General features: G+C 71.2%; 33 protein-coding genes. 15 read left to right on the top strand and 18 right to left on the bottom strand.

Going from position 1 to position 26,364, the window contains the following annotated elements; genetic code table 11:
• Positions 1-32: 32 nt before the first annotated feature.
• Together F4559_RS33950 and F4559_RS33945 are read left to right on the top strand one after the other, a co-directional pair.
• Positions 33-698: a hypothetical protein gene (locus tag F4559_RS33950; protein ID WP_184675165.1), complete on the top strand. Its 666-nt coding sequence runs from the start codon at positions 33-35 to the stop codon at positions 696-698.
• Between the two features lie 110 nt (positions 699-808).
• Positions 809-1,429 (top strand): HNH endonuclease family protein, encoded by a 621-nt coding sequence (locus F4559_RS33945; protein WP_184675163.1) that lies wholly within the window; start codon positions 809-811, stop codon positions 1,427-1,429.
• Positions 1,430-1,435: 6 nt separating this feature from the next.
• Here the strand turns inward: F4559_RS33945 and F4559_RS33940 are convergent, their stop codons facing one another.
• Entirely contained in the window at positions 1,436-2,512 is a 1,077-nt protein-coding gene (locus F4559_RS33940; protein WP_312865963.1) for an FUSC family protein, read from the bottom strand.
• 18 nt (positions 2,513-2,530) lie between these two features.
• A complete protein-coding gene (locus F4559_RS33935) occupies positions 2,531-2,938 on the bottom strand; it encodes a DUF3151 domain-containing protein (RefSeq protein WP_184675158.1) in 408 nt (135 codons plus the stop codon).
• Positions 2,939-3,218: 280 nt separating this feature from the next.
• Here F4559_RS33935 and F4559_RS33930 point away from each other — a divergent pair, with 280 nt between their 5' ends.
• Positions 3,219-4,352: a hypothetical protein gene (locus F4559_RS33930; RefSeq protein WP_184675156.1), complete on the top strand. Its 1,134-nt coding sequence runs from the start codon at positions 3,219-3,221 to the stop codon at positions 4,350-4,352.
• Between the two features lie 192 nt (positions 4,353-4,544).
• Here the strand turns inward: F4559_RS33930 and fbaA are convergent, their stop codons facing one another.
• The gene (fbaA, locus tag F4559_RS33925) at positions 4,545-5,579 is read right to left on the bottom strand and encodes a class II fructose-bisphosphate aldolase (RefSeq protein ID WP_184675154.1); all 1,035 of its coding nucleotides are present in this window, start codon (positions 5,577-5,579) and stop codon (positions 4,545-4,547) included.
• Positions 5,580-5,675: 96 nt separating this feature from the next.
• On the opposite strand from fbaA, the gene F4559_RS33920 reads away from it, so the two are divergent.
• Entirely contained in the window at positions 5,676-5,963 is a 288-nt protein-coding gene (locus F4559_RS33920) for a DUF427 domain-containing protein (RefSeq protein ID WP_184675152.1), read from the top strand.
• Here F4559_RS33920 and F4559_RS33915 read toward each other — a convergent pair.
• The gene (locus F4559_RS33915; RefSeq protein ID WP_184675150.1) at positions 5,960-6,781 is read right to left on the bottom strand and encodes an LLM class F420-dependent oxidoreductase; all 822 of its coding nucleotides are present in this window, start codon (positions 6,779-6,781) and stop codon (positions 5,960-5,962) included. The two genes, F4559_RS33920 and F4559_RS33915, sit on opposite strands and share 4 nt — an antisense overlap.
• Positions 6,782-6,890: 109 nt before the next feature.
• Between F4559_RS33915 and F4559_RS33910 the strand changes: the two genes are divergently transcribed.
• Positions 6,891-7,817: an aldo/keto reductase gene (locus F4559_RS33910; RefSeq protein ID WP_184675148.1), complete on the top strand. Its 927-nt coding sequence runs from the start codon at positions 6,891-6,893 to the stop codon at positions 7,815-7,817.
• A 129-nt stretch (positions 7,818-7,946) separates the two neighbouring features.
• Here the strand turns inward: F4559_RS33910 and F4559_RS33905 are convergent, their stop codons facing one another.
• Positions 7,947-8,228: a YciI family protein gene (locus F4559_RS33905; protein WP_184675145.1), complete on the bottom strand. Its 282-nt coding sequence runs from the start codon at positions 8,226-8,228 to the stop codon at positions 7,947-7,949.
• A 68-nt stretch (positions 8,229-8,296) separates the two neighbouring features.
• Here F4559_RS33905 and F4559_RS33900 point away from each other — a divergent pair, with 68 nt between their 5' ends.
• The 6 genes from F4559_RS33900 to F4559_RS33875 all read left to right on the top strand — a co-directional run bounded on the left by F4559_RS33900 (position 8,297) and on the right by F4559_RS33875 (position 13,275).
• Positions 8,297-8,872, top strand: coding sequence for a SigE family RNA polymerase sigma factor (locus F4559_RS33900; RefSeq protein WP_184675143.1), 576 nt, complete (start codon positions 8,297-8,299; stop codon positions 8,870-8,872).
• 225 nt (positions 8,873-9,097) lie between these two features.
• The gene (locus tag F4559_RS33895) at positions 9,098-10,006 is read left to right on the top strand and encodes an ROK family protein (RefSeq protein ID WP_312865961.1); all 909 of its coding nucleotides are present in this window, start codon (positions 9,098-9,100) and stop codon (positions 10,004-10,006) included.
• On the top strand, positions 10,003-11,160 hold the full coding sequence (gene nagA / locus F4559_RS33890; protein WP_184675141.1) for an N-acetylglucosamine-6-phosphate deacetylase: 1,158 nt from the start codon (positions 10,003-10,005) through the stop codon (positions 11,158-11,160). Before F4559_RS33895 ends, nagA begins: the two co-directional genes overlap by 4 nt.
• A gap of 5 nt (positions 11,161-11,165) precedes the next feature.
• Entirely contained in the window at positions 11,166-11,354 is a 189-nt protein-coding gene (locus F4559_RS33885; protein WP_184675132.1) for a hypothetical protein, read from the top strand.
• Positions 11,355-11,366: 12 nt separating this feature from the next.
• Positions 11,367-12,074, top strand: coding sequence for a DedA family protein (locus tag F4559_RS33880; RefSeq protein ID WP_376774699.1), 708 nt, complete (start codon positions 11,367-11,369; stop codon positions 12,072-12,074).
• 43 nt (positions 12,075-12,117) lie between these two features.
• Positions 12,118-13,275, top strand: coding sequence for a glycoside hydrolase family 18 protein (locus tag F4559_RS33875; RefSeq protein WP_312865960.1), 1,158 nt, complete (start codon positions 12,118-12,120; stop codon positions 13,273-13,275).
• Between the two features lie 72 nt (positions 13,276-13,347).
• On the opposite strand, the gene F4559_RS33870 is transcribed toward F4559_RS33875, so the two are convergent.
• The gene (locus F4559_RS33870; RefSeq protein WP_184675129.1) at positions 13,348-14,295 is read right to left on the bottom strand and encodes a LacI family DNA-binding transcriptional regulator; all 948 of its coding nucleotides are present in this window, start codon (positions 14,293-14,295) and stop codon (positions 13,348-13,350) included.
• A gap of 80 nt (positions 14,296-14,375) precedes the next feature.
• On the opposite strand from F4559_RS33870, the gene F4559_RS33865 reads away from it, so the two are divergent.
• Positions 14,376-15,176 (top strand): PfkB family carbohydrate kinase, encoded by an 801-nt coding sequence (locus tag F4559_RS33865; RefSeq protein WP_184675128.1) that lies wholly within the window; start codon positions 14,376-14,378, stop codon positions 15,174-15,176.
• A complete protein-coding gene (locus F4559_RS33860) occupies positions 15,173-15,766 on the top strand; it encodes a nucleoside/nucleotide kinase family protein (RefSeq protein ID WP_184675127.1) in 594 nt (197 codons plus the stop codon). The genes F4559_RS33865 and F4559_RS33860 overlap by 4 nt, the downstream gene beginning before the upstream one ends.
• On the opposite strand, the gene F4559_RS33855 is transcribed toward F4559_RS33860, so the two are convergent.
• Positions 15,763-16,437 carry a DedA family protein gene (locus F4559_RS33855; protein WP_184675126.1) on the bottom strand — a complete coding sequence of 225 codons (675 nt, stop codon included), beginning with the start codon at positions 16,435-16,437 and terminating at the stop codon, positions 15,763-15,765. The genes F4559_RS33860 and F4559_RS33855 overlap by 4 nt on opposite strands.
• A 102-nt stretch (positions 16,438-16,539) precedes the next feature.
• Between F4559_RS33855 and F4559_RS33850 the strand changes: the two genes are divergently transcribed.
• Complete coding sequence (locus F4559_RS33850; protein ID WP_184675125.1) at positions 16,540-17,907, top strand: FAD-binding oxidoreductase; 1,368 nt, start codon at positions 16,540-16,542, stop codon at positions 17,905-17,907.
• On the opposite strand, the gene F4559_RS33845 is transcribed toward F4559_RS33850, so the two are convergent.
• Genes F4559_RS33845 through pyrE form a run of 5 tightly spaced genes read right to left on the bottom strand, consistent with a single transcriptional unit; the run spans position 17,904 to position 21,394 of the window.
• Positions 17,904-18,959, bottom strand: a complete 1,056-nt coding sequence (locus tag F4559_RS33845) for a glycoside hydrolase family 76 protein (RefSeq protein ID WP_221448750.1) — start codon at positions 18,957-18,959, stop codon at positions 17,904-17,906. The two genes, F4559_RS33850 and F4559_RS33845, sit on opposite strands and share 4 nt — an antisense overlap.
• 34 nt (positions 18,960-18,993) lie before the next feature.
• Entirely contained in the window at positions 18,994-19,692 is a 699-nt protein-coding gene (locus F4559_RS33840) for a TrmH family RNA methyltransferase (RefSeq protein ID WP_184675123.1), read from the bottom strand.
• Between the two features lie 11 nt (positions 19,693-19,703).
• Positions 19,704-20,075: a DUF2784 domain-containing protein gene (locus F4559_RS33835; protein ID WP_184675122.1), complete on the bottom strand. Its 372-nt coding sequence runs from the start codon at positions 20,073-20,075 to the stop codon at positions 19,704-19,706.
• Positions 20,076-20,133: 58 nt separating this feature from the next.
• Positions 20,134-20,826 (bottom strand): hypothetical protein, encoded by a 693-nt coding sequence (locus tag F4559_RS33830; RefSeq protein WP_184675121.1) that lies wholly within the window; start codon positions 20,824-20,826, stop codon positions 20,134-20,136.
• A 1-nt stretch (position 20,827) separates the two neighbouring features.
• Positions 20,828-21,394: an orotate phosphoribosyltransferase gene (gene pyrE, locus F4559_RS33825; RefSeq protein WP_184675120.1), complete on the bottom strand. Its 567-nt coding sequence runs from the start codon at positions 21,392-21,394 to the stop codon at positions 20,828-20,830.
• A gap of 41 nt (positions 21,395-21,435) precedes the next feature.
• Here pyrE and F4559_RS33820 point away from each other — a divergent pair, with 41 nt between their 5' ends.
• Positions 21,436-21,993: a hypothetical protein gene (locus F4559_RS33820; RefSeq protein ID WP_184675119.1), complete on the top strand. Its 558-nt coding sequence runs from the start codon at positions 21,436-21,438 to the stop codon at positions 21,991-21,993.
• A gap of 1 nt (position 21,994) precedes the next feature.
• Here the strand turns inward: F4559_RS33820 and F4559_RS33815 are convergent, their stop codons facing one another.
• The 6 genes from F4559_RS33815 to F4559_RS33795 all read right to left on the bottom strand — a co-directional run bounded on the left by F4559_RS33815 (position 21,995) and on the right by F4559_RS33795 (position 26,358).
• On the bottom strand, positions 21,995-22,417 hold the full coding sequence (locus F4559_RS33815) for a hypothetical protein (protein WP_184675118.1): 423 nt from the start codon (positions 22,415-22,417) through the stop codon (positions 21,995-21,997).
• Positions 22,414-23,298, bottom strand: a complete 885-nt coding sequence (locus F4559_RS33810; RefSeq protein WP_184675117.1) for a WXG100 family type VII secretion target — start codon at positions 23,296-23,298, stop codon at positions 22,414-22,416. The genes F4559_RS33815 and F4559_RS33810 overlap by 4 nt, the downstream gene beginning before the upstream one ends.
• Positions 23,295-23,648, bottom strand: a complete 354-nt coding sequence (locus F4559_RS33805) for a hypothetical protein (RefSeq protein ID WP_184675116.1) — start codon at positions 23,646-23,648, stop codon at positions 23,295-23,297. The genes F4559_RS33810 and F4559_RS33805 overlap by 4 nt, the downstream gene beginning before the upstream one ends.
• 63 nt (positions 23,649-23,711) lie before the next feature.
• The gene (locus F4559_RS34665) at positions 23,712-24,491 is read right to left on the bottom strand and encodes an SDR family NAD(P)-dependent oxidoreductase (protein ID WP_312865959.1); all 780 of its coding nucleotides are present in this window, start codon (positions 24,489-24,491) and stop codon (positions 23,712-23,714) included.
• Positions 24,488-25,177 (bottom strand): TtfA family protein, encoded by a 690-nt coding sequence (locus F4559_RS34660; protein WP_312865958.1) that lies wholly within the window; start codon positions 25,175-25,177, stop codon positions 24,488-24,490. The genes F4559_RS34665 and F4559_RS34660 overlap by 4 nt, the downstream gene beginning before the upstream one ends.
• Before the next feature lie 53 nt (positions 25,178-25,230).
• On the bottom strand, positions 25,231-26,358 hold the full coding sequence (locus tag F4559_RS33795) for an XRE family transcriptional regulator (RefSeq protein WP_184675114.1): 1,128 nt from the start codon (positions 26,356-26,358) through the stop codon (positions 25,231-25,233).
• Positions 26,359-26,364: the final 6 nt, after the last annotated feature.

The raw sequence follows: 26,364 nt of genomic DNA, 5'->3' as shown, positions 1-26,364 counted from the left end.
GCCGGTGGTTGAGGGTAGACCAGGAGTTGATGGTGCGCGGAATCGTGCTGGCCTGCGGAAACACGCAGTCGCCATTGATCACTGACGGTGACCGTTTCACGGTGCGCGAGGTGCCCTCGCGGCCGGGAAAAGCCGACGTCGACTCGATTCTGTCCGATCTGGGTGACCTGCGTCTCGTCGTGGCGGGCACGGACGCCGACCTCAACGCCGTGGTCCTGCGGCTGCTGCGCACCGAACTGCTCGGCGAGGTGCCCGTCGGGTACGTGCCACTGGAGGAGGACTCGGCCGTGGCCGACCTCTGGGGCCTGCCGACCGACCCGGGTCGCGCGCTGGACCTGGCGTTGGCGGGCGAGCCGGACCCGGTGCCGCTGGTGCGCGACGACGTGGGCGGCGTGCTGGTCGGCCGCGGCGTGCTCGGGCCGGTGCGCGGCGTCGGGTACGCGGACGACACGGTCGTGCTGCGCGGCCAGGCGAGCCGGCTGGAGGTCCGGCCCGATCGGGAGTTGGGGCTGGTCGTGAGCGTCATCCACAAGCGACTGTTCGGGAACCGGGTCAGGGAGACCGCGGGGCGGGCGTTCCAGCTCGGTTGCCTGCCGCTGCACGTGGTGTCCGACGGGATCACGCACCCGCGCGCGTTGAACAAGTGGACGTGGTACCGCCACACGGAGGACCTGCGGCTCGTGCGCGGGGTGCACTAGCACGCAGCGTTCGGCAGCCGGCCACCACGAGGTCACCCGAAGGCATTGTGGTGGCCGGAGAATTGACCCAGGGTGATCTCCGACAACTTCCCACCAGGAAGGTCGGAAACATGCGAAAAACCGTCACCTCCCTGCTCCTGGTCGGCGCGCTGGGCCTCGCCACCGCGGCGCCCGCGAGCGCCACCCCGCCGAACATCCCGAGCACGGCCACCGCGAAGTCGGAACTGGCCGCGCTGACCGTGGCCGCCGAGGGCTCGCTCACCGGCTACAGCCGCGAGAAGTTCCCGCACTGGATCACCGTCTCGGGCGCCTGCAACACCCGGGAGACCGTGCTCAAGCGCGACGGCTCCAACGTCGTCACCGACTCGTCCTGCGCCGCGACCTCGGGCTCCTGGTACAGCCCGTACGACGGCGCCACCTGGACCCAGGCGTCCGATGTGGACATCGACCACGTCGTGCCGCTGGCCGAGGCGTGGCGGTCCGGCGCGTCGTCGTGGACGACCGACCGGCGCCAGTCGTTCGCCAACGACCTGGGCAACCCGCAGCTGATCGCGGTGACCGACAACGTCAACCAGTCCAAGGGCGACCAGGACCCGGCTCGCTGGAAGCCGCCGCTGACCTCGTACTGGTGCACCTACGGGAAGATCTGGGTGCACTCGAAGTACCGCTGGGGCCTCAAGGTCGACTCGGCCGAGAAGAGCGCGTTGACGGGCCTTCTCGACCGCTGCTAGCCCCTGCTAGTCCTTGCGGGACAACGGAGGCAGCGCCTCGGCCGCCTCCGCGCGGGTCAACCCGGTCGCCTGCAGCAGGTCCACGGCGACCGACCGCACCTGCGCCAGCACGACCTTCACCGACAGGGTGTCGCCGCCGAGCCGGTGCGCCGTCGCGGACCGGACCGCGTCACGGATCGCCTTACGCGCCGTGACCGGTTCGGTGCCGCGCGCGAGTTCGCCGCGCAGCAGGTCGACCGCGTCGGCGTACCCGCGCAGCACCTCGATCAGGACTTCGGGGATCTCCTCGTCGTCGCGCAACGCCGCCAACGCCCGTCGGGCCAGCACGCGTGTGTTGCGCACGGCGTAGTCGATCGGCGCGGCGGCCGAGGCGTACCGGTCCAGGGCGTGCCGGGCCGGGCGGCGCAGCGGTGCCAGGGACGTGATCTCGCCGCCCGTGCGCAACGCGGTCGTGAACTCGTCGAACGCCGACTGCGACTCGCGCAGCCGGGCCAGCACGCTCGCCGCGCGCACGGCGTCCCGTTCGGCCACGGCGTCCGCGACACCGCGCAACGCCGTCGCCAGCTCGCCGAGCACCACGCGCCCGTGCCGGTGTGCGACCCGCAACGGGTGCGCGGGCAGCAACGCCGTGACCGCGAGCCCGACCAGGCCCCCGACCAGCGCGTCGACCATCCGGTCCAGGCCGCCGCCGGTGCTGGGCGGCAGCAGCGTGGCCACGAGCACGGCCGACGACCCGGCCTGGAGCGCGATCACCGCGCCGCCGTCGAGCAGCGTGGCCGCGGACATCGCCAGCGCGACGACCAGGGCGATCTGCCACGGTCCCGTGCCGATCCACGAGATCAGGACGTCGCCGACACCGACGCCGACCGACACGCCGACGACCAGTTCGACGACCCGGCGCAGCCGCTGCCCGAGCGACACGCCCAGGCACACCACGGCCGCGATCGGGGCGAAGAACGGGTGCTCGTGGCCCGCCACGGCCATGGCCGCCCACCACGACAGGCCGGCCGCGAGCGCGGTGTGCACGATCGGCAACGCCGTACCGCGCCACCGGTCGATTCTGCGCGTGACCTCGTCGCGCACCGCGCCCACGGCGGCGGCTCAGGCCAGGCCGAGCGCGGCGGGTGCGGCCGGGTCGCTGTCGGCGAGGAACTTCCGGCAGCGCTCGTACTCCTCGGTCTCGCCGATGCCGTCCGCAGCACGGGACAGCGCGGCGAGCGCGCGCAGGAAGCCGCGGTTCGGGCGGTGCGACCACGGGACCGGGCCGTGCCCCCGCCAGCCGGCCCGGCGCAGCTGGTCGAGGCCGCGGTGGTAGCCGGTGCGGGCGTAGGCGTAGGCCGCGACCGGGTCGCCGGACTGCAACGCGCGTTCGGCCAGCAGCGCCCACGCCTCGCTGAAGTCGGGGTGCGCGTGGACGATCTTGGCCGGGTCCGTGCCCGCGTCGGCGGCGGCCTGCGCTTCGGGACGGTCGGGCAGCAGCGTCGGATCGGGGCCGAGCAGGTTCGTCATGTGATCAGGATAGGAAGACCCGCACCGCGGCGGCGACCAGCGCGAGCACGATGGCGGACACGACGATCCCGGCGACGACCCTCTGCGACATGACTCCCTCTCAGCCGTTTCCCAGCCGAGAACCCTCCCGCGTTGGGCTGTAAGGATCAACACACTTCACCCGTTCGGTGGGACGATCACGGGTAGTCCCAGGTCAGGAGCACCCCTTAGGGGACATTTCGGGAAACACCAGGGCCGCGCAACCCTTCTCACCAGGGCGGCCGGCCCGCATCATGAGCGGGTGAAAACGGGGGTTGCCGATCGCATCGCACGCTTCCGCGACCAGTACTGGGAGCGCGGCGAGCCGGGCCGGGAGACGCCGGCGGTGCTGACGTCCGGCCTGTACCGGCTGTGGCTGCTGGGCCTGCTGCTGAAACTGATCGGCTCGTCGTGGGACGTGGCGTGGCACTTCAAGTGGCTGCGCGACGAGCTGGCACCCCCACACATGATCAACACGGTCGGCACGGTGATCGTGGTCGGCCTGACGATCTTCCACACGTTCACCGGCTACGGCGTGGACCGCACGTCGCTGCGCCTGATGCAGTGGGGCACCGGGATCTTCCTGGTGGCCCTGCCGATCGACCTGATCAACCACCGGATCAACGGCCTGGACATCACGTCGTGGAGCGGCTCGCACGCCCTGCTGTACCTGGGCACGGCGATCATGCTCGCCGGCGCGATCCGGGGCTGGCTGCGCTACTTCCCGGCAGATCGTTGGCGAGTACCCGGCCTGGCGGCGTTGTGGTTCTTCTTCTTCGAGAACGCCTGGTTCCCCAACCAGCACCAGGAGTACGGAATCCTGGAGATCGCCTCCTGGGACAGAGGCGACCCCTACGCGGAACCAAGCCTCCTGCAATTCGCGGCCGACCAGATCGGCCGCCCCGTCGACCGCGCGTCGATCGTGCGGTTCTCCCTGCCCATCGCGGACTGGGTGTACCCGGTCTGGGGCCTGATCGCGGCGGCCGCGGTCCTGGTGATCGCCCGCCGCACGATCGCCCTGCCCTGGGCCGCGACGGCCGTGGCAGCGGCCTACGTCGGCTACCGCTGCCTGATCTGGCCCCTGCTGGCGGGAATCGACTTCCCGATCTCCGCGATCCCTTTGTTCCTGATCCTGATCGGCGCGGCCGTGGACGCCGCCCACCTGGGCCGCGTGCCCGCACTGCCGGCAGCGATCCTGGGCGCCGCCGCGACCACCGGCCTGGGATACGGCGGAATCTGGCTGCAACAACAATTGAATGCGGCCCCACCCGTCTCGTACCCGTCGGCAGCGGCAACGTTCCTGATCCTGGCAACGACGTGGATCGCACTGGACGCACTACTGCGACGCAAAGCGGCACGGCGGCACTCCCCGGTCACCACCACGCCCATCGCCTGATCCAGACCCAGACCTGCCCCAACGCGTATTCCAGCCTGCCTGAACGCGTATTTCAGGGTGTCTGGACGCGTAACTCGGGGTGCCCGAGTGGAGGACTCGCGCGTCCGCGGAGCAGCAACCCCGAACGACACCCACCAAGCACAAAAGAAGGCGCCGCGAGCAAAGCCCGCGGCGCCCCGAGAAACCCCGAAATCAGCCGGCGATCATGCGACCGGACGACTTCAGGTGCTCGCACGCCTGGGCGATGCGGGCGGCCATGCCCTGCTCGGCGGCCTTCAGGTACGAGCGCGGGTCGTACACCTTCTTGTTGCCGACCTCGCCGTCCACCTTCAGGACACCGTCGTAGTTGGTGAAGAAGTGCCCCGCGATCGGCCGGCTGAACGCGTACTGCGTGTCCGTGTCGATGTTCATCTTGATGACGCCGTAGGACAGGGCCTCGTGGATCTCCTCCAGCAGCGACCCGGACCCACCGTGGAAGACCAGGTCGAACGGCTTGGAACCGGCCGCCAGGCCCAGCTTCTCGGCCACGACGTCCTGGCCCTGCTTGAGGATCTCCGGGCGCAGCTTCACGTTGCCCGGCTTGTACACGCCGTGCACGTTGCCGAACGTCGCGGCGACCAGGTAGCGGCCCTTCTCGCCGGCGCCGAGCGCCTCGACCGTCTTCAGGTAGTCCTCGGGCGTCGTGTAGAGCTTGTCGTTGATCTCGTTGTCGACGCCGTCCTCCTCGCCGCCGACGACGCCGACCTCGATCTCCAGGATGATCCGCGCCTTGGCGGACAGCTCCAGCAGTTCGGCGGCGATGACCAGGTTCTCGTCGAGCGGCACGGCCGAGCCGTCCCACATGTGCGACTGGAACAGCGGGTTCTCGCCCCGGTCCACACGTTCCTGCGACAGCGCGATGAGCGGCCGGACGTAGCCGTCCAGCTTGTCCTTCGGGCAGTGGTCGGTGTGCAGCGCGATGTTCACCGGGTACTTCGCGGCGACGACGTGCGCGAACTCGGCCAGCGCGACCGCGCCGGTGACCATGTCCTTCACCTTGGTGCCCGAGGCGAACTCGGCACCACCGGTGGAGACCTGGATGATCCCGTCGCTTTCGGCCTCCGCGAAACCACGCAGTGCCGCGTTGAGGGTCTCGGACGAGGTGACGTTGATCGCGGGGTAGGCGAACTCGTTCGCCTTCGCCCGGTCAAGCATCTCGGCGTAGACCTCGGGGGTTGCGATGGGCATCTGTGGGTCCTCCTCGGGTGCCCGGAACGCGGTGTCGGATCGCATCCTACGGGCACCACCCGGCGCGAGAAGTCGATCATGGGCATAGTCGGTGGCATGGTGATCGCAACGTGGAACGGCCAGGTCGTCGCGCGCAGCGACGACACGGAGATCGTCGAGGGCAACCACTACTTCCCGGCCGACGCCGTCGACCGGGAGTTCCTGCGGCCCTCCGACACGACGACGGTGTGCCCGTGGAAGGGCACGGCGTCCTACCACTCGCTCGAAGTGGACGGCGCGGTGAACCCCGACGCCGCGTGGTACTACCCGGCCCCCAAGGAAGCGGCGGCGAACATCAAGGACCGGATCGCGTTCTGGCGCGGCGTCGAGGTGACCGAGAGCTAGAACAGCGCCGCGGCCAGTTCCCGGTACGCGGGCAGCGGGACGCCGTCCTGACCGACCACCTGGAGGCACACGTGGTCGGCACCGGCGTCCCGGTGCGCCCGCACCCGTGCCACGACCTGCTCGACCGTGCCCCACGCGATCAACGCGTCGACCAGCCGGTCGGACCCGCCGTCGGCGAAGTCGTCGGCCGTGAACCCACCGCGCAGCCAGTTCGCCCGGTAGTTCTCCAGGCCCAGGTAGAACTCCAGCTCCCCGCGGCCGATCTCGCGCGCGGCGTCCGGGTCGGTCTCCAGCACGACGTGCTGCTCGGGTGCCAACAACACGCCCGCGCCGATCGTCTCCCGCGCCTGCGCGGTGTGCTCGGGCGTGGTCAGGTACGGGTGCGCGACGCTGGTGCGCGCGGCGGCCAGGCGCAGCACCCGCGGCCCCAGGGCGGCCAGCGCGAGCCGGTCGCGCGGCACGTCGAGCCGGTCCAGGTAGTCGACCAGCTTCTGATAGGGGCTGTGGTAGACCTCACCGTTGGTCTCCGGATGGCCGATTCCCACGCCGACGAGGAAACGGTCGGTCCACGCCAACTCGCGGTAACGCTCGTTCACCTGCTCGACGGGCGTGGCCCACACGTTCAGGATGCCGGTCGCCACCGTGAGGGTGGACGTCGCCTCGATCAGTTCACGGACAGTGTCCAGAGTCCGGGCGGAAGGACCGCCGAGCCACAGCGCGCCGTACCCCAGCGACTCCAGCTCGGCCGCCTCCTCCTCCCGGCCCGGCCACACGTCGGCCAGTCCCCACGCGCCGTATTCGCCCAGGTTGACAGTCATTTCGACCCCTCTCGAAATCATCGGTCGATCTTCCCAACCCTTGGCACGGTGCATTTAGTCCGGGAGAAACCCCTCGGCGCCGACGCGGCCGACGACATAGCTTCGGGCCATGACGAAACTGGGAACCAGCGGGCTGGACGTCTCGCGCCTGAGCCTGGGCGGCAACGTCTTCGGGTGGACGGCCGACGAGTCCGACTCGTTCGCCGTGCTCGACGCCTACACCGCCGCCGGCGGGAACTTCGTGGACACCGCCGACGCGTACTCGCACTGGATCGACGGCCACTCCGGCGGCGAGTCGGAGGCGGTGGTCGGCCGGTGGCTCGCCCGGCGTGGCCGCCGCGACGACGTGGTGATCGCCACCAAGGTCGGCATGCTGCCGGGCTTGGACAACCTGAAGGCGGACACCATCGAACGGGCCGCCGAGGCGTCGCTGCGCCGCCTGGGCGTGGACCACGTCGACCTGTACTACGCGCACCGCGACGACCCGGACACGCCGCAGGAGGAGTCGCTCGCCGCGTTCGACCGGCTCGTGCGGGCGGGCAAGGTGCGGTACGTCGCCGCGTCCAACTACACGGCCGACCGGCTCACGTCCGCGCTGGAGGTCTCCGCACGGGAGGGCTTCGCGTCGTTCGTCGCGCTCCAGCAGCACTACAACCTGGTGGAACGCGACTACGAGGGCGAGCTGGAGTCGGCCGTGCGCGGCGGCGGCCTGTCGTCGGTGCCGTACTTCGGCCTGGCCCGCGGCTTCCTGACCGGCAAGTACCGGCCGGGCGCGACGGTGGACAGCCCGCGCGCGGCGGCGGCGTCGCAGTACCTGGACGACGAACGCGGCCCGCGCGTGCTCGCCGCCCTCGACCGGATCGCGGCCGAGCGGAACACGACCGTCGCGGCCGTCGCGCTCGCGTGGCTGGCCGCCCGCTCCACGGTCGCCGCGCCGATCGCGTCCGCGCGCAACGTCGCCCAGCTCACCGACCTGCTGCCGGTGTTGGACCTGGAACTGACGGCCGCCGAGGTGGACGCGCTCGCCGCGGCGTGAGGTCCGAACGGCGACGGGCACCGACCGGGCAGGTCCGACCCCGCACGTGAAGTCGACCACCCACCGACGCGGGCCCGACCCGCCGACGCCGGCGACCGGGCCTCCGCACCCGAGGAGGCCCGGTACCGGTCAGCCCGCCCAGGGCCCCTTGAGCGTCTTCCACTCGTGCACCCGCGTGCCGGCGACCACGCCGGCGGTCGTGAACGGGTCGGCGGCGAGCAGCGCGTCCAACTCGGCGCGGTCCGCGACCTCGTACACGAGCAGCGCGCCGGAGTCGTCCACCCACGGCCCGGCGCCCAGCACCTTGCCCGCCTCGACGAGCGTGTCCAGGTAGTCCCGGTGCGCCGGGCGTGCGGCGGCACGCGGGCCGCCGTCCTCGAAGTACTCCCACTCGACGACGAACCTGGCCATGTGACCACCCTTCGCTCCGGTACTGCGCCGCGCCGAAGCTACCGCCTCGACCGGGTAACGTCTGCGCCGTGGTCGGTCCGGAGCAGAACAACGGCGTCGCGCGCGTCCAGAGCACGCTGACGAACCTTCGCATCCAGGACGGTGCGGCACCGCAACCCACGGGCCCGCTGACCCTGGAAGACCTGTACAAACAGCACCGGATGCGGTTGGTCCGGCTGGCCCTGCTGCTGGTCGACGAACCGGCGACGGCCGAGGACGTCGTGCAGGAGGCGTTCACCGGGCTGCACCGCAACTGGTCCAACCTGCGGGACGCCCAGGCCGCCGTCGGCTACCTGCGCACGGCCGTGGTCAACGGCTCGCGCAGCGTGCTGCGCCGGCGCAAGACGGCCCGCGACTACACACCGCCGCACGTGGCCAACGCGCGCAGCGCGGAGAGCCTGGCCATGCTCACGGCCGAGCACCAGGCCGTGGTGGCGGCGCTGTCGAAGCTGCCGCCGCGCCAGCGCGAGGTGCTCGTGCTGCGCTACTACGGCGACCTGTCCGAGGCCGAGATCGCCGAGGCCACGGGCATCTCGAAGGGAACCGTGAAGAGCACGGCGAGCCGTGCGCTCGACGCGTTGCAGAAACTCATGTCGGAACGCTGACGGGGTCCAACCCCGCACCCGCTGTCAAGAACCACCGCACGGCCGGACACGCACCCCGCGTGTCCGGCCGTTTCGCGTTACACGACCGGTTGAACGTGCGGCCGGCACACCGACGACCGACGGTGTACGACCGGGTGACATGGCGGACATCGTGCTGTACCGGGAGGGGGGAATCCGGCACTTGGTATAGACCAATGGTGGCACCATGCCGCAGTATCGGACCTCGTGGCGCGCACAAGACACGTGATTGCCGTCGATGTCGGCGGGACCGAGACCAAGGCCGCACTGGTCACCGGCACCTCGCAGGAGGTGCAGGCGGTGAAGCAGCAGCGGTGCTCCACGGCACGCGGGGACGCGGACGCCGTGGTCGACCAGGTGGCCTCGCTCGTCGACGAGTTGCGCGCGGCGTCCGAGCACCCGATCGACGCCATCGGCCTGGTCGTACCGGGCATCGTGGACGAGATCGAGGGCATCGGCGTGTACTCGGCCAACCTCGGTTGGCAGGACTACCCGTTCGTCCGCACGACCGAAGAACGGACCGGCTACCGCACGGCTTTCGGCCACGACGTCCGCGCAGGGGGACTGGCCGAACACCGCATGGGCAACGCCCGCGGTCTGGAGAACGCCGTGATCATCCCGATCGGGACCGGCATCGCGGGCGCGCTGCTGATCGACGGCCGGGTGCGCAGCGCACCGGGCGAGATCGGGCACGTGGACGTCGGCCACGGCGACCCGTGCGGTTGCGGGCAGACGGGCTGCGTCGAGGCGCGCGCGTCGTCGGCCGCGATCGCCCGGCGGTTCACCGAGCGGACCGGCAAGCCGGTCCGGGGTGCCGCCGACGTGGCCGCGCTGGTCCGGGCGGGCGATGCCGACGCCGGGGCGGTGTGGCACGAGGCCGTGGACGCACTGGCCCGGGGCATCCTCCTGGTCGCGGCACTGCTGGGTCCGGAGGCGGTCGTGCTGGGCGGCGGTTTGGCGTTGGCGGGCGACCTGCTCACCGAGCCGCTGCGGGACCGACTGGACGGGTTGATCACCTTCCAGCGGAAACCTGACTTGCGGCTGGCCGCGCTGGGGGACGAGGCGGGATGCCTCGGCGCAGCGCTGCTGGCCATCGACATGCTGGAGGAGAGATGAGCACGTGGGGTGGACCCGTGGACGTGACGCTGACCGGTGGTCGGGTCGTCACGCCTGAGGGAGTCCTCGCGCGGGGGTGGGTCGCCGTGCGCGACGGCCTGATCGTGGCCGTCGGCGAGGGCACGCCTCCGGATGGACCCACGACGGACATCGGGAACGGCTGGGTGGTGCCCGGTTTCGTCGACATCCACTGCCACGGCGGCGGCGGCGAGGCGTTCACGAGCGCGGACCCCGAGCGGGTGCGCAAGGCGGCGAGCGCGCACCGCAGACACGGCACGACCACGATGCTGGCGAGCCTGGTGTCCCGGCCGATCCCGGAACTGGCGAACCAGGTGTCGGCACTGGCCGAGCTGGTCGAGGACGGCGTGGTGGCGGGCATCCACCTCGAAGGGCCGTTCCTGTCGGCCGCCCGCTGCGGCGCGCACGACCCGGCCATCCTGTGCCCGCCGGACAAGGCGTCCGTCGAGACGGTCCTGACCGCCGGGCGCGGCACGGTGCGGATGGTGACCGTCGCGCCCGAGCTGGAGCACGGCGTCGAGGCGATCCGCCGTCTGGTCGACAACGATGTCCTCGCCGCGATCGGGCACACGGACGCCACCGAGGCGCAGATCCGTCCGGCGATCGAGGCGGGCGCGACCGTTGCCACGCACCTGTTCAACGGCATGCGCCCGTTGCACCACCGCGAGCCCGGCCCGATCGGCGCGCTGCTGGACGACGAGCGCGTGACCGTCGAGCTGATCTGCGACCTGGTGCACCTGCACCCGACGGCCGTGCGCCTGGCGGCCCGTCATGCCGGTTCCGGGCGGACCGTGCTGGTGACGGACGCGATCGCGGCGGCGGGCGTGGGCGACGGCGTGTACGACGTGGGCGGGCTGGAGGTGCGCGTCGTGGACGGCGTGCCCACGCTCGCGGGCGGCGGTTCGCTGGCCGGCAGCACGTTGACCATGGATTCGGCGTTCCGCAACGCGGTCACGTCGTGCGGCCTGTCCGTCGAGGACGCCGTCCACGCCACGGCCACGCGCCCGGCGGAACTGCTGGGCCTGGCGGACGCGACCGGGCGGTTGGCGGCGGGTCTGGCGGCCGACATCGTCGTGCTGGACGAGGAGTTCCGGCCCCGTGAGGTGCTCAGCCGGGGTGCGTGGGTGAAAGACTGACCCCCGTGTCTGACGAGCAGGAACGGCTGGTGGTCGGCGCGCTGCGTGCGCAGGCCACCAGCTCGGGCTTCCACCCACCCGTTGCCCAGGACGAACCGGACCAACCGGGCATGAGCCGCGGGTGGGTCCTGCTGCTGGCCGTCCTGCTCGGACTGGCCGCCGGAACGGTCGTCGCCGTCGTCACGCTGCGGTAACCCTGTACCGTTGTGCCCGTGACGGTCGCACTCGCCTCCACGATTGCCCTCGGTCCGGACTGGCTGAACCCCGAGAAGATTCTCGAGGCGCTCGGCCCGTACGTGCTCGTCGGCCTCGCGTTCATCATCTTCGCCGAGTGCGGCCTGTTGATCGGGTTCTTCCTGCCCGGCGACTCGCTGCTGTTCACGGCGGGCCTGTTCGTGGCCAAGGGTTTCATCGACTACCCGCTGTGGCTGGTGTGCGTGATCCTCACGGTGTGCGCGTTCCTCGGGAACGTCGTGGGCTACTGGCTCGGGCACCGCGCGGGACCGTCGTTGTTCAACAAGCCCGAGTCGAAGATCTTCAAGAAGGAGTACGTCGACAAGACGCACGAGTTCTTCGACAAGTACGGCGCGCGGGCGATCGTCCTGGCGCGGTTCGTGCCGATCGTGCGCACGTTCATCACGGCCATGGCCGGGGTGGGCCGGATGGACCGCAAGTCGTTCTTCACGTACTCGGCCATCGGCGGCGTCCTGTGGGCGACCGGCATGACGGTGCTGGGCTACTTCCTCGGCCAGATCCCGTTCGTGCACGAGAACATCGAGATGATGGCGATCCTGATCGTGCTGATCTCGGTGCTGCCGATCGTCTTCGAGGTCATCAAGGCGCGGCGTGAGCGCAAGTCCCTGGTGCGCCAGGAGGCCGACGACATCACGCAGCAGTTCAAGCGCATCGACTGATCGGCGGTGCCACGTCCCTTCAGTGGTCTGTACCACTGAAGGGGTGCGACTCCTGCTCGCCGCGTGCGCGGCCCTGCTTGTGGTGACCGGACTCTCCGTACCCGCAACGGCGTCCCCTCCCCGCGGGCACGTGGTGGGCGCGTACTACGGCAACTGGTTCAGCGGGTCCAAGCCGATCTCGGCGATCCCGTCGGACACCCCGATCACGCACCTGTTCTACGCGTTCTCGACGATCGAGGACGGCAAGTGCGTGCTCAACGCGCCCACGGCGGCCAAGGACTTCGCGGACATCGTGGACCTCAAGCGCCGCAAGCCGTCCCTGCGCGCGCTGATCTCCATCGGCGGCTGGGGCGCGGGCGGCTTCTCCGACGCGGCCCTGACCCGCGAGTCGCGACGGGACTTCGTGGCGTCGTGCGTGGACCGATTCTTCGAGCAGGCACCCGGCGTGTTCGACGGTGTCGACGTCGACTGGGAGTTCCCGGTCTACGGCGGGCCGACCGAGATCACGGACCGGCCCGAGGACCGGCGCAACGCGACGCTGCTCGTGCGCGAGTTCCGCCGCCAGCTCGGCAAACGCCTGGTCACGGCCGCGCTGCCGACCGGCCGGTTGCAGACCGACGGCCCGTACGACCCGGCGAAGAGCTTCGAACTCGAGGAGCTGGGCCGTGAGCTGGACTTCATCACGTTGATGACCTACGACCAGGGCACGGGCTTCTCCAAGGTGTCGACCTTCAACGCCCCGTTCCAGCAGGTGCGCGAAGATCCGCTGCCCCGGGCCGACAAGCGCTGGAACAGCACGGTCGGCGCGGTGGACTACTACACGCGGCACAACGTGCCCGCGCGCAAACTCGTGCTCGGCGTCCCGTTCTACGGCCGGGGCTTCACCGTCGCGTCGGAAGGCCCGGACCACGGCCTGTACCAGCCGGTCGTGAACGCGTTCTGGGTGGACGGCCGCGACGAGGTGGAGGCGCTGCGCAAGACCCCCGGCTGGACCGAGCACTGGCACCCGGTGGCCAAGAGCCCGTGGCTGTACAACGCGGCCGAGCGCCGCTTCGTGAGTTACGAGAACCCGAGGTCGATCGGGCTGCGCGCCGACTACGCCAAGCGCCGGGGCCTGTTGGGCACGTTCATGTGGGAACTAGGCCACGACGACGCGGACCACACCCTCCTGACCGCGATGTCGGCCCCTTTCACGCGCTGAACGGGTGCCCGAACGCACAACTCGCGGTGCCTGAGTGCACAACTCGCGGTGTCTGAACGCATAACTCGCGGGTCAGGGGCAGCCGCAGGAGGAGCGGTGGCGTAGTTCGGGGGCCAGGCGGATGGTGCGCGGGGCCTGGTCGGGGTCGGTGATGCGCGACAGCAGCAGGCGCACGGCGGTGCGGCCGATCTCCTCGACGGGTTGGGCCATGGTCGTCAGGGGCGGGTCGACGAGTTCGGCCCACTCGACCTCGTCGTAGGTCACCAACGCGAGATCCGTCCCGAGGCGCACGCCGCCGGACCGGGCCGCCCGCACGACGTCCGCCAACACCTGGTGATCGGACACCACGACCGCACTCACCTGTCCGAGCAACGGCTCCAGCGCGCCGGTCACCACGTCCTCGTCCCACGCCAACCCGGCCCGTCCCAGCCCGAGCCGGTAACCCAGGACCCGTTCGTCCGTCGTGGCCAGTCCGGCGGGACCGGTCACCAGGCCGATCCGGCGGTGCCCCAACTCCGCCAGGTGCCGCACCAAAGTGGACGTGGCCTGCACGTTCTCCGGTCCCACCTGGTCGGTGTCCTGGGCGACGGTCAACCGGTCCACCAACACCGTCGGCACGCCGAGCCGGCGCAGTTCGGGCAGCGCCGCCGAGCCGGACGTCGGCGTCAGCAGCACGCCGTCCACCCGCCGCGAGCGCAGCATCCGGACCGCCGCCTGCTCCGACTCGGCGTCACCGCGCGTGTCGATCAGCACCAACGTGTACCCCGCGAGCGTGGCTTCGGACTCGATCGCCGCGATCAGCTCGGCGAAGTACGGGTGGGACACCAGCGACACCGCGAGCCCCAACGACTTCGTGCCGCCGGTGACCAGCGACCGGGCGATCGCGTCACCCGTGTACCCGGTCTCCTCCACGGCTTTGAGCACGCGGGCACGGGTGTCGGCGGCCACCGACCTCGTCTCGTTGATCACGTGTGAGACCGTGGTGATGGAGACGCCCGCGAGCTGGGCGACGTCCCGCATGGTGACCAATGGACCCGTCCCCGTTCGGAGCGTGCGCAAGCGATTGCGTTCGGAATCTACCCGTCGACGGAGGTCCGGGCATGACGACCGTGTTGTGCGTGGGTCTGACGACCGTCGACGTGATCCACCGCGTGGCCGACTTCCCCGCTCCGGGCGGGAAAGTCCAGTCCGCGGACGTACGCCTGGACGTGGGCGGACCGGCGGCGAACGCGGCACGCACCATCGCCGCGCTGGGCCACGAGGCGATTCTCCTGACCGCCCTCGGCGACGAACTCGGCGACGTCGCCCGCGCCCACCTCGACGACGTCGAGGTCCACGACGCCGGCCCCGGCGGTCCGGCGCTGAGCACGGTCGTCGTCCGCGAGCACGACGGCGAACGCACCGTCGTCTCCCGCAACGCGGCCACGTTCACGCCCACCCGCCCGTTCCCCACCGCCCTGGTCGACCGGGCCGACACGGTCCTGCTCGACGGCCACCTCGCGCCCCTGGCCCTGGCCGCCGCACGAGCCGCCCGGAGCCCGGTCCTCCTCGACGCCGGGAGCTGGAAGCCCGTCCTGGCGGAAATCCTGCCGTTGACGCACACCGCCGCGTGCGGCGCCGAGTTCCCTCTGACCGCCGAAGAACTCCACGCCCGAGGCGTGAAGGTCGTGACCCGCACCCACGGCCCCGACCCCGTGACCTGGTCCACGGGGAACGTCCGGGGCGAGGTCCCGGTCGACCGGGTCGAGGCCCACGACACCAACGGCGCCGGCGACGTGTGGCACGGCGCGTTCGCGGTGGCAGACCGGGCCGACCTGACAGCGGCGATCATCTTCGCCAACACGATCGCCGCCCTCCGGGTACGCGGCGGCGACTGGCTCGCGGAGGTACGCCGCACATGATCTTCGACGACCTGCTCGCCCGCGCGAACGCCCTGGCGGCCACCGGGGAACGACGGCTGCTCGGCATCGCCGGTGCTCCCGGCTCGGGCAAGTCCACCCTGGCGAAACGCCTGGTCGACGCCCTGGAGGGCCGTGCCGCCCTGGTTCCGATGGACGGTTTCCACCTGGCTCAGGGCGAACTCGAACGCCTCGGCCGCACCGACCGCAAAGGCGCACCCGACACGTTCGACGCCAACGGCTACGCCCACCTGCTGTCCAGGCTCAGGGACCGGCAGCGGACGGTCTACGCCCCGGAGTTCCGCCGGGAGATCGAGGAGCCGATCGCCAACGCCCTACCGGTTCACCCGGACGTGCCGCTGGTGATCACCGAGGGCAACTACCTGCTCGTCTGGGACGAGGTGCGCGCACTGCTGGACGAGACCTGGTTCCTGAACCCCGACGAGGAGGTCCGCCGGACCAGGCTCGTCGAGCGGCACATCCGCTACGGCCGCACCCCCGAGAACGCCCGGCACCGCGTCCTGCACGGGGTGGACCACGACAACGCCGTGCTGGTCGCCGCCCACCCGCACGCGGACCTGGTCGTCGACTAGGCCGACTCCCCGGTGGCCTCTTCGTAGACCTCGACCGGCTTGCGCATCTCCTGGCGGTAGCGGATCAGGCCGTACACCGTGCCGCCGATGAAGAACGCCACGCTGATCACCACGGCCGCGGTCTCCAGCCACGGCACGGCGGTGAGCAGGCCCGCGCCGTAGTACCCGGCGAGCACCAACGTCGGCACCCACGCGATCGCACCGACCGTCGTCGCGATCATGAACCGCCGGGAGTCCATCCGCGCGGCGCCCGCGATCAACGGCGCCAACGTGCGCACCCACGGGATCCAGCGGGCCAGCACGATCGCCCAGAAGCCCCGGCGGTCGAGGAAGTCGCGGGCCTTGTCGAGGTTCTGCCGGTTGAGGACCCGGCCCCCTCGTCTGGCCAGGAACTTCGTGCCCGTGCCCCGGCCGATGTAGTAGCCGACCTGGTTGCCGACCACGGCGATCAACAAGGCAGCCAACGACAGCAGCCACGCGCTCAGCTCGCCGTCGTGCGCGGCCAGCACGACACCGGCCGCGAACAGCAGGGAGTCGCCGGGCAGGAAGAGCCCGAAGATGAACGCACACTCGAAGAACAGGAAGCTGAGCGTGATCACCCACACGGCCAGGGGGCCTGCGGTCTCCAGCGAGAAGAAGCCGACGGCTTCGGACGTTGCGGACAGCACCACGCCGTGAAGCCTACGTCGCCTCACCTCCTCCGCAGTGCGACTCCGGACTAACGGCTGCGTAAGGCTTGGCGTCCGGCCGTGGACGGCGGTTAGCTGGGACACATGCGGCCACTGCTCGCACGACTGCGTTCGGCCGTCGGTGACGACGCCGTGCTCGCCGACGAGGACGTCACGGCCGCGTACCGGCGGGACATGATGCCGCTGGCTCCGGCCGGGAAGCCCGCGGCGGTCGTGCTGCCCGCCGACGCCGGGCAGGTGTGCCGGGTGGTGCGGACCTGCGCGGACGCGGGCGTGCCGATCGTGGTGCGCGGCGCGGGCAGCGGGTTGTCGGGCGCGGCGAACGCCGTGGACGGGTGCGTGGTCCTGGTGACGACGCGGATGGACCGGATCGTCGAGATCGACCCGGACAACCGGCTCGCGGTCGTGGAGCCGGGCGTGGTCAACCTCGACCTGCGCACAGCCGTGGAGCGGCACGGCCTGTTCTACCCGCCGGACCCGTCGAGCTACGACTGGTGCACGATCGGGGGAAATCTCGCGACGAACGCGGGCGGGCTGTGCTGCGTGAAGTACGGCGTGACCACGGATTCGGTGCTGGGTCTGGACGTCGTGCTCGCGACCGGCGAACTGCTGCGCACCGGGCGCCGCACGGTGAAGGGCGTGGCGGGCTACGACCTGACCCGCCTGTTCGTCGGCAGCGAGGGCACGCTGGGCGTGATCACGCGGGCCACGCTGGCGTTGCGCCCGCTGCCGCAGGCGCCGATGACGCTCGTGGCGACCTTCACGACGACGCGTCAGGCGGGCGACGCCGTGGGCCGCGTGGTGCGCGCCGGGGTGGTCCCGTCCCTGATGGAGATCATGGACCGGACGTGCGTCGAGGCGGTGGAACGCCACCTGCGGACCGATCTCGGCGGTGGTGCCGCGCTGCTCGTCTGCCAGTCCGACGCCGGTGGCGAGGCCGCCCTCCGGGAGCTGGCCGCCGTGGCGAAGGCGTGCGAGGCGGCCGGTGCCGAACTGGTGCACAGCACGGACGACCCGGCGGAGGGCCGTGACCTGCTGACCGCACGCCGTTCGGTGCTGCCCGCGCTGGAGGCGTACGGCTCGTGGCTGACCGACGACGTGTGCGTGCCGCGTGACCGCATCGCCGACCTGATCGTCGGCTGCGAGGGGATCGCCGACGACACGGGCCTGCGCATCGCCGTCCTGGGCCACGCCGGGGACGGCAACATGCACCCGACGATCGTCTACGACCCGGCCACGCAGGAGGCCGCCGCGCGCCTGGCGTTCGACCGCATCCTCGACCTGGGCCTGGAGCTGGGCGGCACGATCACCGGCGAGCACGGTGTCGGCAAGATCAAGCAGGACTGGCTGGCCCGCGAGCTGGGGCCGGTGGGCCTGCGCGTCCACCGCGACATCAAGCACGCCCTGGACCCGACCGGCCTGTTCAACCCGACGTCGATGCTCCCGGCCTAGGAGTTGCGTTCCACCAGGGCCGCCGCCTCCAACGCCATCCACGCACCGAGCTGCACGGACAGGTCGCGCTCGGCCCCGCCACCGGACGAGTCGGCCGGAACCGTCCACTCAGGACCGAACAGCGGTCCGGACACGACCATGGACCTGTTGTCCCACAACGCTTCCGCCGACCGCAGGACCAGGTCGGCCGCACGCCGCGCCGCGGGCCGTGCCAACCGCACGGCCGCCAGCGCCAGGTAGCGCACGAGAATCCCGCCGAACAGCCCGCCGTCGCCGCCACCGCACCCGCGCACCACGCCGTCGACCGTGAGGTGCTCGTCCACCGCCTCGATGATCCGCGCGGCCCGGTCGCCCCAGATCCGCCGCCCGCCGAACTGGTCGATCTCCACGCACGCGCCGAGCACCACGCCCTGGCAGTAGGTGAACAGCGTCCGCTCGACCTCGCGGACCGAGCCGTCCGGGTGCACGTGCAGACCGTCGAACAGCAGTCCGGTGTCCGGGTCGAGCAGGTGCTCCTCGATCCAGTCCACCATGGACTTGGCACGGCCGAGATCCGTGCCGTCGCCGCTTTCCAACGCCAGCCGCGCGAGCAGGATCGCCGCCGGGCCGTTGGCGGGCACGTTCTTGAAGTCGTCGTCCGTGCGCCACCAGATCCCGCCGCCGCCGTGTTCGGTCCACGCCGACCGCAGGCGTCGCGCGATCAGCTCGACGACGTGCGGTTTCGCGATCCGCGCCCCGTACTGGGCGCGCAGCAGCGCCAGACCCAGCCACGCGACGTCGTCGTAGTACCGGTTGGTCCACCCGACGACGTTGCGCACGCGGATGCCCCGGATCACCCGGCGCACCAACGCTTTCCGGTCCGCCGACGGCGCGCGGAGCTGGGCGTCGAGCAGACAGTCCAGCAGGTGCGCCTGCCACCAGTAGTGGAATCCGCGGCGCGGGCCGGACGGCCACGCGACCGCACCGAGGGCCGTGTGCGGAATACCCCAGACCCGGCGCAGGTGCCGCGACCTGACGGCCCGTTCGGCGACCCCGGCCCGTGCGGCGAACAGCTTCGTCACCCCACCAGCATGCCGACTGAACCGGTCAAGAAGTCGTTCGGAACAGCTCCCAGTGGTACAGCGCCATGGCCACGCTGGTGGTCAGGTTGTAGCTCGACACCCGCTCGCGCATGGGCAGCGACACCACGCGGTCGGCCCGGTCGCGCACCGCCGGCGACAGCCCGTGCCGCTCGGAACCGAACGCCAGCACCGCGTCGTCGGGCAGCCGGACGTCCCGCAGGTCCGCGCCCCCGGCGTCGAACGCGACCACCTCGCCGCGGATCAGCCCGACATCGGCGACCCGGCCCACCGGCACCGCGAAGTGCAGACCCGCGCTCCCGCGCACCACGTTCGGGTGCCACGGGTCGACCTCGCCCGTCGACACAACCCCGCCCGCGCCCAGCCCGGCCGCCACCCGGATCACCGCGCCGAAGTTGCCCAGGTTACGCGGGTTGTCCAACAGCACCACGGGCGTCGACCGCCCGACGAGCGGGTCCGCGGCCGACGGCCGGTCCGCCACGCCCACGACCCCGGTCGGGTGCGACCGGGCGTGCCCCAGGACGCGCGCGAACCCGGCGGACGTCGCCGGCTCGGCCCGTGCGGCGAACTCGTCGACCAGGTCGGGCGCGTGCGACCGGGCCAGGTCGAGCGTGGCGTCCAGGTCCAGGACCAGCAACGGGTCGACGTGGGCACCGAACCGCAGGGCGTGCTTGACCGCGTGGAACCCTTCCAGCAGAACCTTCACGCCCTATTGGATCACCCGCAGGCGCGAGCCGGTGCCGCACGCCGCGCGAACCACCCGACCCACGACGTGAGCACGGCCAACCCCACCAGCACCTGCACCAACGGCGCCGCCGACTCCGGGTAGAGCACGCCGTCGATGTAGGTGTCGATGAACCCGCCGCGCGCCAACGGCTCCGCACCACTCGCCACGCGCAGGGTGTTCTCCAACGACGTCAACGGGCACGACACCGGGAACGCCACGATCAAAACCGCCCACGCGGCCATGGCCACGTGGGCGTACAGCACCTTCGGCAGGCGCCAGGCCAGGTAACCCCCGACCACCAGGAACAGCAGGACGGCGAAGTGCAGCACCATGACCAGTTCGGCGAGCGACCGTGTGACCATCGGCGACCTCCCTGACACCCAGGGTAGGCGCGGCCCGTGCCCCACGCGCGCGGATTGTTCAGCCCCGGGGCAGCCCTTGCCACGGCACCCGCGCGGACACGTCGAGCAGCAGGTCGGCCAGGTGCCCGAGCGGTGCCCGCACCAGCGGCACGGGCACCGCGGCGGCGAGGTTGTGCTCGTCGAACGCCAACGCCACCCCCGCCGCCCGGGGGTCCACCAGCAACGCCCGCGTCAACCCGGACCCGAGCAGCGCACCCGCGAACGCCGGGTTCTTGCGCCGCACCTCGTAGCGCGCGTCGAACTCGGCGTCACCGGAGGGCACGAACTGCTCGAACAGACCCCACACGCTGTCCGCGCGCGGCGAGATCAACACCCACGGTCCGGGCATCGGCCGGGGCACCACGACCACCGAGTAGGTCCGGAACTCCTGCGTCACGACGTTGTCCGTGCGCAACACAACCTCGACCGCGAGCACCGGCACGTTCCGCCACGAGCCGACCAGCTGGAACTTCACCCGACTCCGGTCGGCTTCGAGCATGCGGCCGATCTGCGGCACGCGTTCCTGGAAGCCCTGGTCCTCGGCGACGAACCGCCAGCCGAGGGAGGCTTCCAGCGCGCGCATCCGCTGCTCCCACTCGTTCACGAAAGCCTGGTTCGTGAACGGGTTGCGCTTGCGGCGCGACAACCCCACGGCGACCCCGACACCGAGGATCGCCAAGACCACCACCAGCAGGAGCAGCCCGGCGGTCATGTCATGCCAGACCGAGGTCGGAGAGGTCGAGCAGGTACCGGTAGGGCAGGCCTTCGGCTTCGATGACCTCGCGCGCGACCGTGCCGCGATCGACCACGGTGGCCACGCCGACCACGGTCGCACCGGCTTCACGCAGCGCCGACACGGCCGTGAGCACACTGCCACCCGTCGTCGACGTGTCCTCGACCGCGAGCACCCGCTGACCCGCGACCTCGATGCCCTCGATGCGCCGCTGCATGCCGTGCGCCTTGGCCTCCTTGCGCACCACAAACGCGTCGAGGACCTCACCGGCCGCCGACGCGGCGTGCATCATCGCGGTCGCCACCGGGTCGGCACCCAACGTGAGCCCGCCGGTCGCGACGTAGTCCCAGTCGGCCGTGAGCTGCCGCAAAAGGCGACCGATCAGGGGCGCGGCGGCGTGGTGGAGCGTGGCCCGACGCAGGTCGATGTAGTAGTCGGCCTCGGCGCCCGAGGACAGCGTCACCTTGCCGTGCACCACGGCCAACTCGCTCACCAACCGGGCCAACTCGGCCTTGGCACCGGAATCGACAACAGCATCTGTTCGCACGGGTGCCAAGACTGTCACACGCGGCCGTACGCTGGCACACCGTGACCCTCCCGGACACCCTCCTGATCGAGCAACCGTGGGGCGCGGGCCGCCACCTCTTCGGCACCCGCTACCGCATCGACGTCTACACCGAACACGGCGCGCAGGTCGCGCAGGTGACCGATCGCGGCCTGCTCGGCCCGCTCCGGAAGGCGCTGCGCGCCACCGGCTTCTCCGGACGGACGACCTTCGACCTCGTGGTGACCCAGGGCCGACAGCCGATCCTTCGCATCCGGAAAGGCCCGGGCAGGCCGCCGACGACGGTTTCGTACCCGGACGGCAGGCCGATCGGCTCGCTGCGCAAGGAAGGCCGCGCCCACTACGCGCTGCTCGACGCCGCCGGGCAGCGACTCTGCCACTTCGGCGACGTCGTCGGCTTCTCGACGGGCTCGATCACCAAGCGCGACGGGCGCCGGGTCCGGCAGGACCTGCTCCGCGTGCGGCCAGGGGTCCCCGAACCGGTTCGCACCCTGGCCATCGCGACCGCGTTGGCGTTCGACGTCGTCAGGGGCACCGGCACCGCCCACACGAGTGGCGGTGTCCTGGACTTCCCGGCCTGACCTACCAGGCGTCCTCGGTGAAGTCGCTCGGACCGTCGTCCTCCGACGCCGTGCGCGGGCGACCCGCCGAAGCGACGTCCTCGGGGTCCTGTCCCTCCTCCAGCGCGGTGTAGGCCCGCTTGAGGTCGGGGATGCCGGTCCGCAACGCGCCCTGCACGCCCTCGTCGTCGGCGGCCTTGCCGGACGCGATGTCCTTCCAGGACAGCTCGCCGGCGTCCACCCGCCGAGCCAGTTCCCGCAGCTCACGAGGCGCCCCCGGAGCCTTGGCCGCCCGGTCGATCTCCGCGAGGTCGGCCTCGGACAGACCACGCGACCGCATGGCGACCTGACTCGACTGGCGCGCGGTCTCCAGCACGGCGGCGTCGCGCGCGTCGACCTCGGCCACCAGGGCGTTCAGCCGCGCCTGGTCGTAGGGGAACGTCACTGGGAACCTCCGGACGACGGTTCGGGTGCCGGGGCCGGTGCGGGCGCGGGCTGGTACCGACCGTTGGCCGCACTGCCCGCCTTGCCCAACTTGTACCCGTTCCACACGGTACCGATGGCCCCGGACTTGACCGCCGACACACCGTTGTCGAACTTCTGCTTCCCGTCCTGATACCCGTCGAGCACGTCGAGCAGCCCGTTCACGTCCCGGACGTCCTTGAGCTTCATCAACGCGGTACCCATGGCCTTGATGCCGTCGACCATGCCCTTGACGCCCTCGATCAACGTCTGAATGGCGATGATGATCTTGCGGATGGCATCCGCGATCTGCACCGCGTCGTACACCATCCACACCGCACGCCCCCACCCCACCACGGGGATCCACGCGGTCATGGCGGCTTCCATCAACTTCGTGACCAGCTTGTCCAACAAGGACAACGCCAACCCGGTGGCCGTACGACAGGTCTTGGCCACCGACTGGAACTTGTTGCCGATGATCCGGGCGATCTGCGAGTCGGCCTCGATCGCGACGACCCACATGGTGCTCAGCCGCCGCTCGAACGACTGAGCCGCGTCCCCGTCCCAGTGCGGCGAAAGCTGCTCGACGCCCGCGCCCACGTTGTGCCGCACGGAATCCAAAGCCTTGGCGACCTGGTCCCACGCGTTCGCGTTCGCGTCGATCTTCTCGTGGTCCCCGAGCAACGGGCTGATCAGCGCCTCGATCAGGTTCTCGCCGGTGACCTGCTCGTAGATCCAGTTGACGCCCTGGATCTTCCAGCCCGCCTTCTCGATCAGCTCGCGGGTCGTCTGCCGACCCGGCCGGTCCTCGGCCGCGGCCCGGAGCCCGACGGCGGGGTCTTCGACATCGGCGTACGTGGTCACTGCCCGTCTCCCAGGGTCGGCGCGTCGGACGCGGCGGCGAGTTGCGCGAACACGCGGTCGAGGATGCTGCCCGCCAGGGCTTCGACCTGCTCGTAGTAGTCGGCGGCCTGGTTCAGGCTGCCCGCCTCGCGCTTCATCATGCTGTTGGCGAAGTCGAGCGTCTCGCCGTAGAGGTTCGCGACGCCGGTCACCACGGGCTGGAGCAGCGAGAGCACGCCGGTGAACCCGGCGGTGTCGCCGCCCTTGGTGACCGCGTGCTGCTTGATGGTGAGGAAGTGCTGCGCGTTGCGGTCCAACAACTCCGCGTAACCACGCAACTCCCCCGGCTCCACCTTGAACTGCTCGCCCATGGGCCTCCCCTTCGTCCGGTCGCCGGTATCGGACGGCGCGGGGAGCCTACGGGTTCCAGTGGATCAGGTACGGCCTCGACCGCCGACCGCACGGGACGCCAGGTACCTCAGCAGCGCCCGGGGCATGAGCTTGGCGCCGGTCACGATCGCCTTGTACTGGGCACCCGGGATGGACAGCGGTTTTCCCGCGCGCAGGTCGGCGAGCGCCTGGTGCACGACGTCGTCGGCGTCGAGCCACAGCGCCTCGGGGGTTTCGGTCATGTCGATACCGGCACGCGCGTGGAACTCGGTCCGCACGAAACCGGGGCACAACGCCAGCACACGCACGCCCGTGCCCTCGGTGGCCTGGTACATGCCCTCGGAGAACGACGTCACCCACGCCTTGTCCGCGCTGTACGTGGACCCCCGGCCGGGCAGGAAGCTCGCCACGCTGGACACGTTGACCACGTCGCCGCGTCCGCGCGCGATCATGCCCGGCAGGACGGCCCTGGTCAGCCGCAGGACGCTGGTGACGTTGACGTCGAGCTGCGCCTGGAGCCCGTCGACCGGGGTCTTCGCGAACTCGCCGGCGTGCGCGAACCCCGCGTTGTTGACCAGCAGGTCGGGGGTCTCGGCGGCCAGGTGCGCCTCGACCGCGCCGCGCCCCTCGGACGTCGAGAGGTCGGCGGGCAGCACGGTCACGTGGACGCCGTGCTTCGCGCGCAACGCGGCGGCGTTCTCCTCCAGCCGTGCCACGTCCCGGGCGACGAGCACGAGGTCGTGCCCCTCGGCGGCCAGGCGGCGGGCGAACGCGGCACCGATGCCCGCGGTCGCGCCGGTGATCAGGGCGGTCGGCGGGGTCACTGCTTGCGGCCGAACTGCGGGCGGTGGATCTCGGCCTCCGGCTCGGAGTCGGCGTCGAACGGGTCGACCACGTCGGCGAGTTCGCCCAGGTCGCGCAGCAGCCGTTCGATGCGGGTCGGCGAGGAGTTGGGCGGGGCGGCGGCGAGGACCCAGTCGTCCTCCAGCCACACCACGGTCACGTCGCCGCCGATCTCCTCGGCGGCGTCGACCAGGTCGGGAGTGATCAGCTTGCGCGCGGCGGGCACGTCGCCCACGAACGCGTACCGCGAGCCGACCGGTCCGAGCAGGTCGGGCATCTGGTCGCGTTGGAACGGCACGGTCGGCAGCCACAGCTCGACCACCACCGGCACCGAGCGGCGGCAGCGCACGCCGACCAGCACGGAGTTGACCTTGCCGCCGTTCTCGTGGTCGAGCACGTAGACCTGGCGGCGGCCGTCGGCGGTGAAGGTCGAACCGGCGACGACGTCCTTGGCCGTGCCCGTGCCGTAGTACGCGATCGCGCCGCTCTCCCACCGGGTGGGCAGCACGTGGTCGGTCTCCTCGAACTGCCAGCCGCGCAACGCGGCCCATCGCCGCCGTTCGCGGTTACGCGCGGTTCGTTGCGCCCGGTCGGTGGCGAGCAGGGCGAACCCCGCGACGCCCGCGACCGCGGCGACGGTGAACCAGACCCACGCCGGTATGCCCACGGGTGCGAGCGTAGCGGCAAGACCGGCCCGGATCGAAGATCAGCACGGCCGCGCTACGAGACGGCCACCAACCCGTTACCGCCGACCAACCGCTCCCGATGCGCCCAGGCGAGGGCGAGACAGGCCGCGCTGGTCGCCCCCAGCGGCTCCCTGTCGAGGAAGCGGCGGACGGTCGGCACGTCGAACGGAAGCGCCTCGACGACCCGTCCCTCGGTGTTGTCGATGACCCGATCCCGGAACAACCGGTCGAACACCTCGGGCTCGAACACCACGACCGTGCAGATCGTGGCTCCGAGGCTGAGCGCGTTGACCGCGACGCCCGTGACGTGCGCGGACAGCCCGCCGTCGACGCGCGCCGCGGTCAGGTCGCGGTAGAACGGCCAGGCGTCGTAGTCGAGCGGACGACCCGTGGTCCCGTCGTGCTCGGGCTCGCCCAGCAACTCCTCGCTGTACTCCCGAACCGTGTTCCGCCACAGGTCAAGATCAGCGCGCAGGCTCCCGGCCGGCTGGAACTCGCCTCCGGGGAGAACCCCGTACTGGTCACCGCCCGACGCCACCCGCGCCGGGTCGCGGAAAAGCAGGAAGAACGTCGGCGGGTCGCCACGCCGGATCGTCAGGGTGCCGATCGAGGCCCCGACGGCACGGCGCCCGAGGTCGAACGGGTCTCCGACCAGAGAACGGAACGGCGGCGCCGGGTCGTCCGAGGCGGCGAACTCGTGTTCCAGAGCGGCCGACACGTCCAACTTGTCGAAGTACATGGTCGAGACGAACGTCAGCCGCCGGGCACCGGGTCCGACGTCGAGCAGCCGATAGGAGGGCCGGTTCTCGAACAGACGCGGCGGTGCCGGCCGGCGGAACGCGGCGCTGTACCGGGAGAAGGCACGGCCAGGGGCACGCAACGGCAGCACCGGCCGCAACTCGGCTTCCGTCCCCGTGATCACCGGCGGCGGGGCGTCCCGCCAATCGAGCACGACCTCGGTCAACGGGATCGGCTCGTCGGGGAGCCAGCCGGGCAACGCGAGCGCGGGCGCGTCGGGCAGGTGCCATGCCGAGTCGTAGAACGCGCGCGCCCGCCAAGCGAGGGCGGTGCGGTCGCGGACCAGCACCGACCGCTGCTCACGCCACCGCTCCTGGTCGGCCGCCACAGCCGCCTCCGGGATCGGAACGATCGCACCCGACACGACGCC

The sequence above is a fragment of the Saccharothrix violaceirubra genome (assembly GCF_014203755.1).
GTDB lineage: Bacteria > Actinomycetota > Actinomycetes > Mycobacteriales > Pseudonocardiaceae > Actinosynnema > Actinosynnema violaceirubrum.
This window is presented reverse-complemented; position numbering and strand designations above follow the sequence as displayed.

Excerpts from the sequence above, each read along its gene's own strand:
- nagA (WP_184675141.1), top strand. The coding sequence starts at position 10,003 with ATGAGCACGTGGGGTGGACCCGTGGACGTGACGCTGACCGGTGGTCGG.
- F4559_RS33905 (WP_184675145.1), bottom strand. The coding sequence starts at position 8,228 with ATGGCCAGGTTCGTCGTCGAGTGGGAGTACTTCGAGGACGGCGGCCCG.
- F4559_RS33850 (WP_184675125.1), top strand. The coding sequence starts at position 16,540 with ATGCGGCCACTGCTCGCACGACTGCGTTCGGCCGTCGGTGACGACGCC.
- F4559_RS33865 (WP_184675128.1), top strand. The coding sequence starts at position 14,376 with ATGACGACCGTGTTGTGCGTGGGTCTGACGACCGTCGACGTGATCCAC.
- F4559_RS33935 (WP_184675158.1), bottom strand. The coding sequence starts at position 2,938 with ATGACGAACCTGCTCGGCCCCGATCCGACGCTGCTGCCCGACCGTCCC.
- F4559_RS33945 (WP_184675163.1), top strand. The coding sequence starts at position 809 with ATGCGAAAAACCGTCACCTCCCTGCTCCTGGTCGGCGCGCTGGGCCTC.
- F4559_RS33860 (WP_184675127.1), top strand. The coding sequence starts at position 15,173 with ATGATCTTCGACGACCTGCTCGCCCGCGCGAACGCCCTGGCGGCCACC.
- fbaA (WP_184675154.1), bottom strand. The coding sequence starts at position 5,579 with ATGCCCATCGCAACCCCCGAGGTCTACGCCGAGATGCTTGACCGGGCG.
- F4559_RS33830 (WP_184675121.1), bottom strand. The coding sequence starts at position 20,826 with ATGACCGCCGGGCTGCTCCTGCTGGTGGTGGTCTTGGCGATCCTCGGT.
- F4559_RS33870 (WP_184675129.1), bottom strand. The coding sequence starts at position 14,295 with ATGCGGGACGTCGCCCAGCTCGCGGGCGTCTCCATCACCACGGTCTCA.
- F4559_RS33835 (WP_184675122.1), bottom strand. The coding sequence starts at position 20,075 with ATGGTCACACGGTCGCTCGCCGAACTGGTCATGGTGCTGCACTTCGCC.
- F4559_RS33920 (WP_184675152.1), top strand. The coding sequence starts at position 5,676 with ATGGTGATCGCAACGTGGAACGGCCAGGTCGTCGCGCGCAGCGACGAC.
- F4559_RS33915 (WP_184675150.1), bottom strand. The coding sequence starts at position 6,781 with ATGACTGTCAACCTGGGCGAATACGGCGCGTGGGGACTGGCCGACGTG.
- F4559_RS33910 (WP_184675148.1), top strand. The coding sequence starts at position 6,891 with ATGACGAAACTGGGAACCAGCGGGCTGGACGTCTCGCGCCTGAGCCTG.
- F4559_RS33805 (WP_184675116.1), bottom strand. The coding sequence starts at position 23,648 with ATGGGCGAGCAGTTCAAGGTGGAGCCGGGGGAGTTGCGTGGTTACGCG.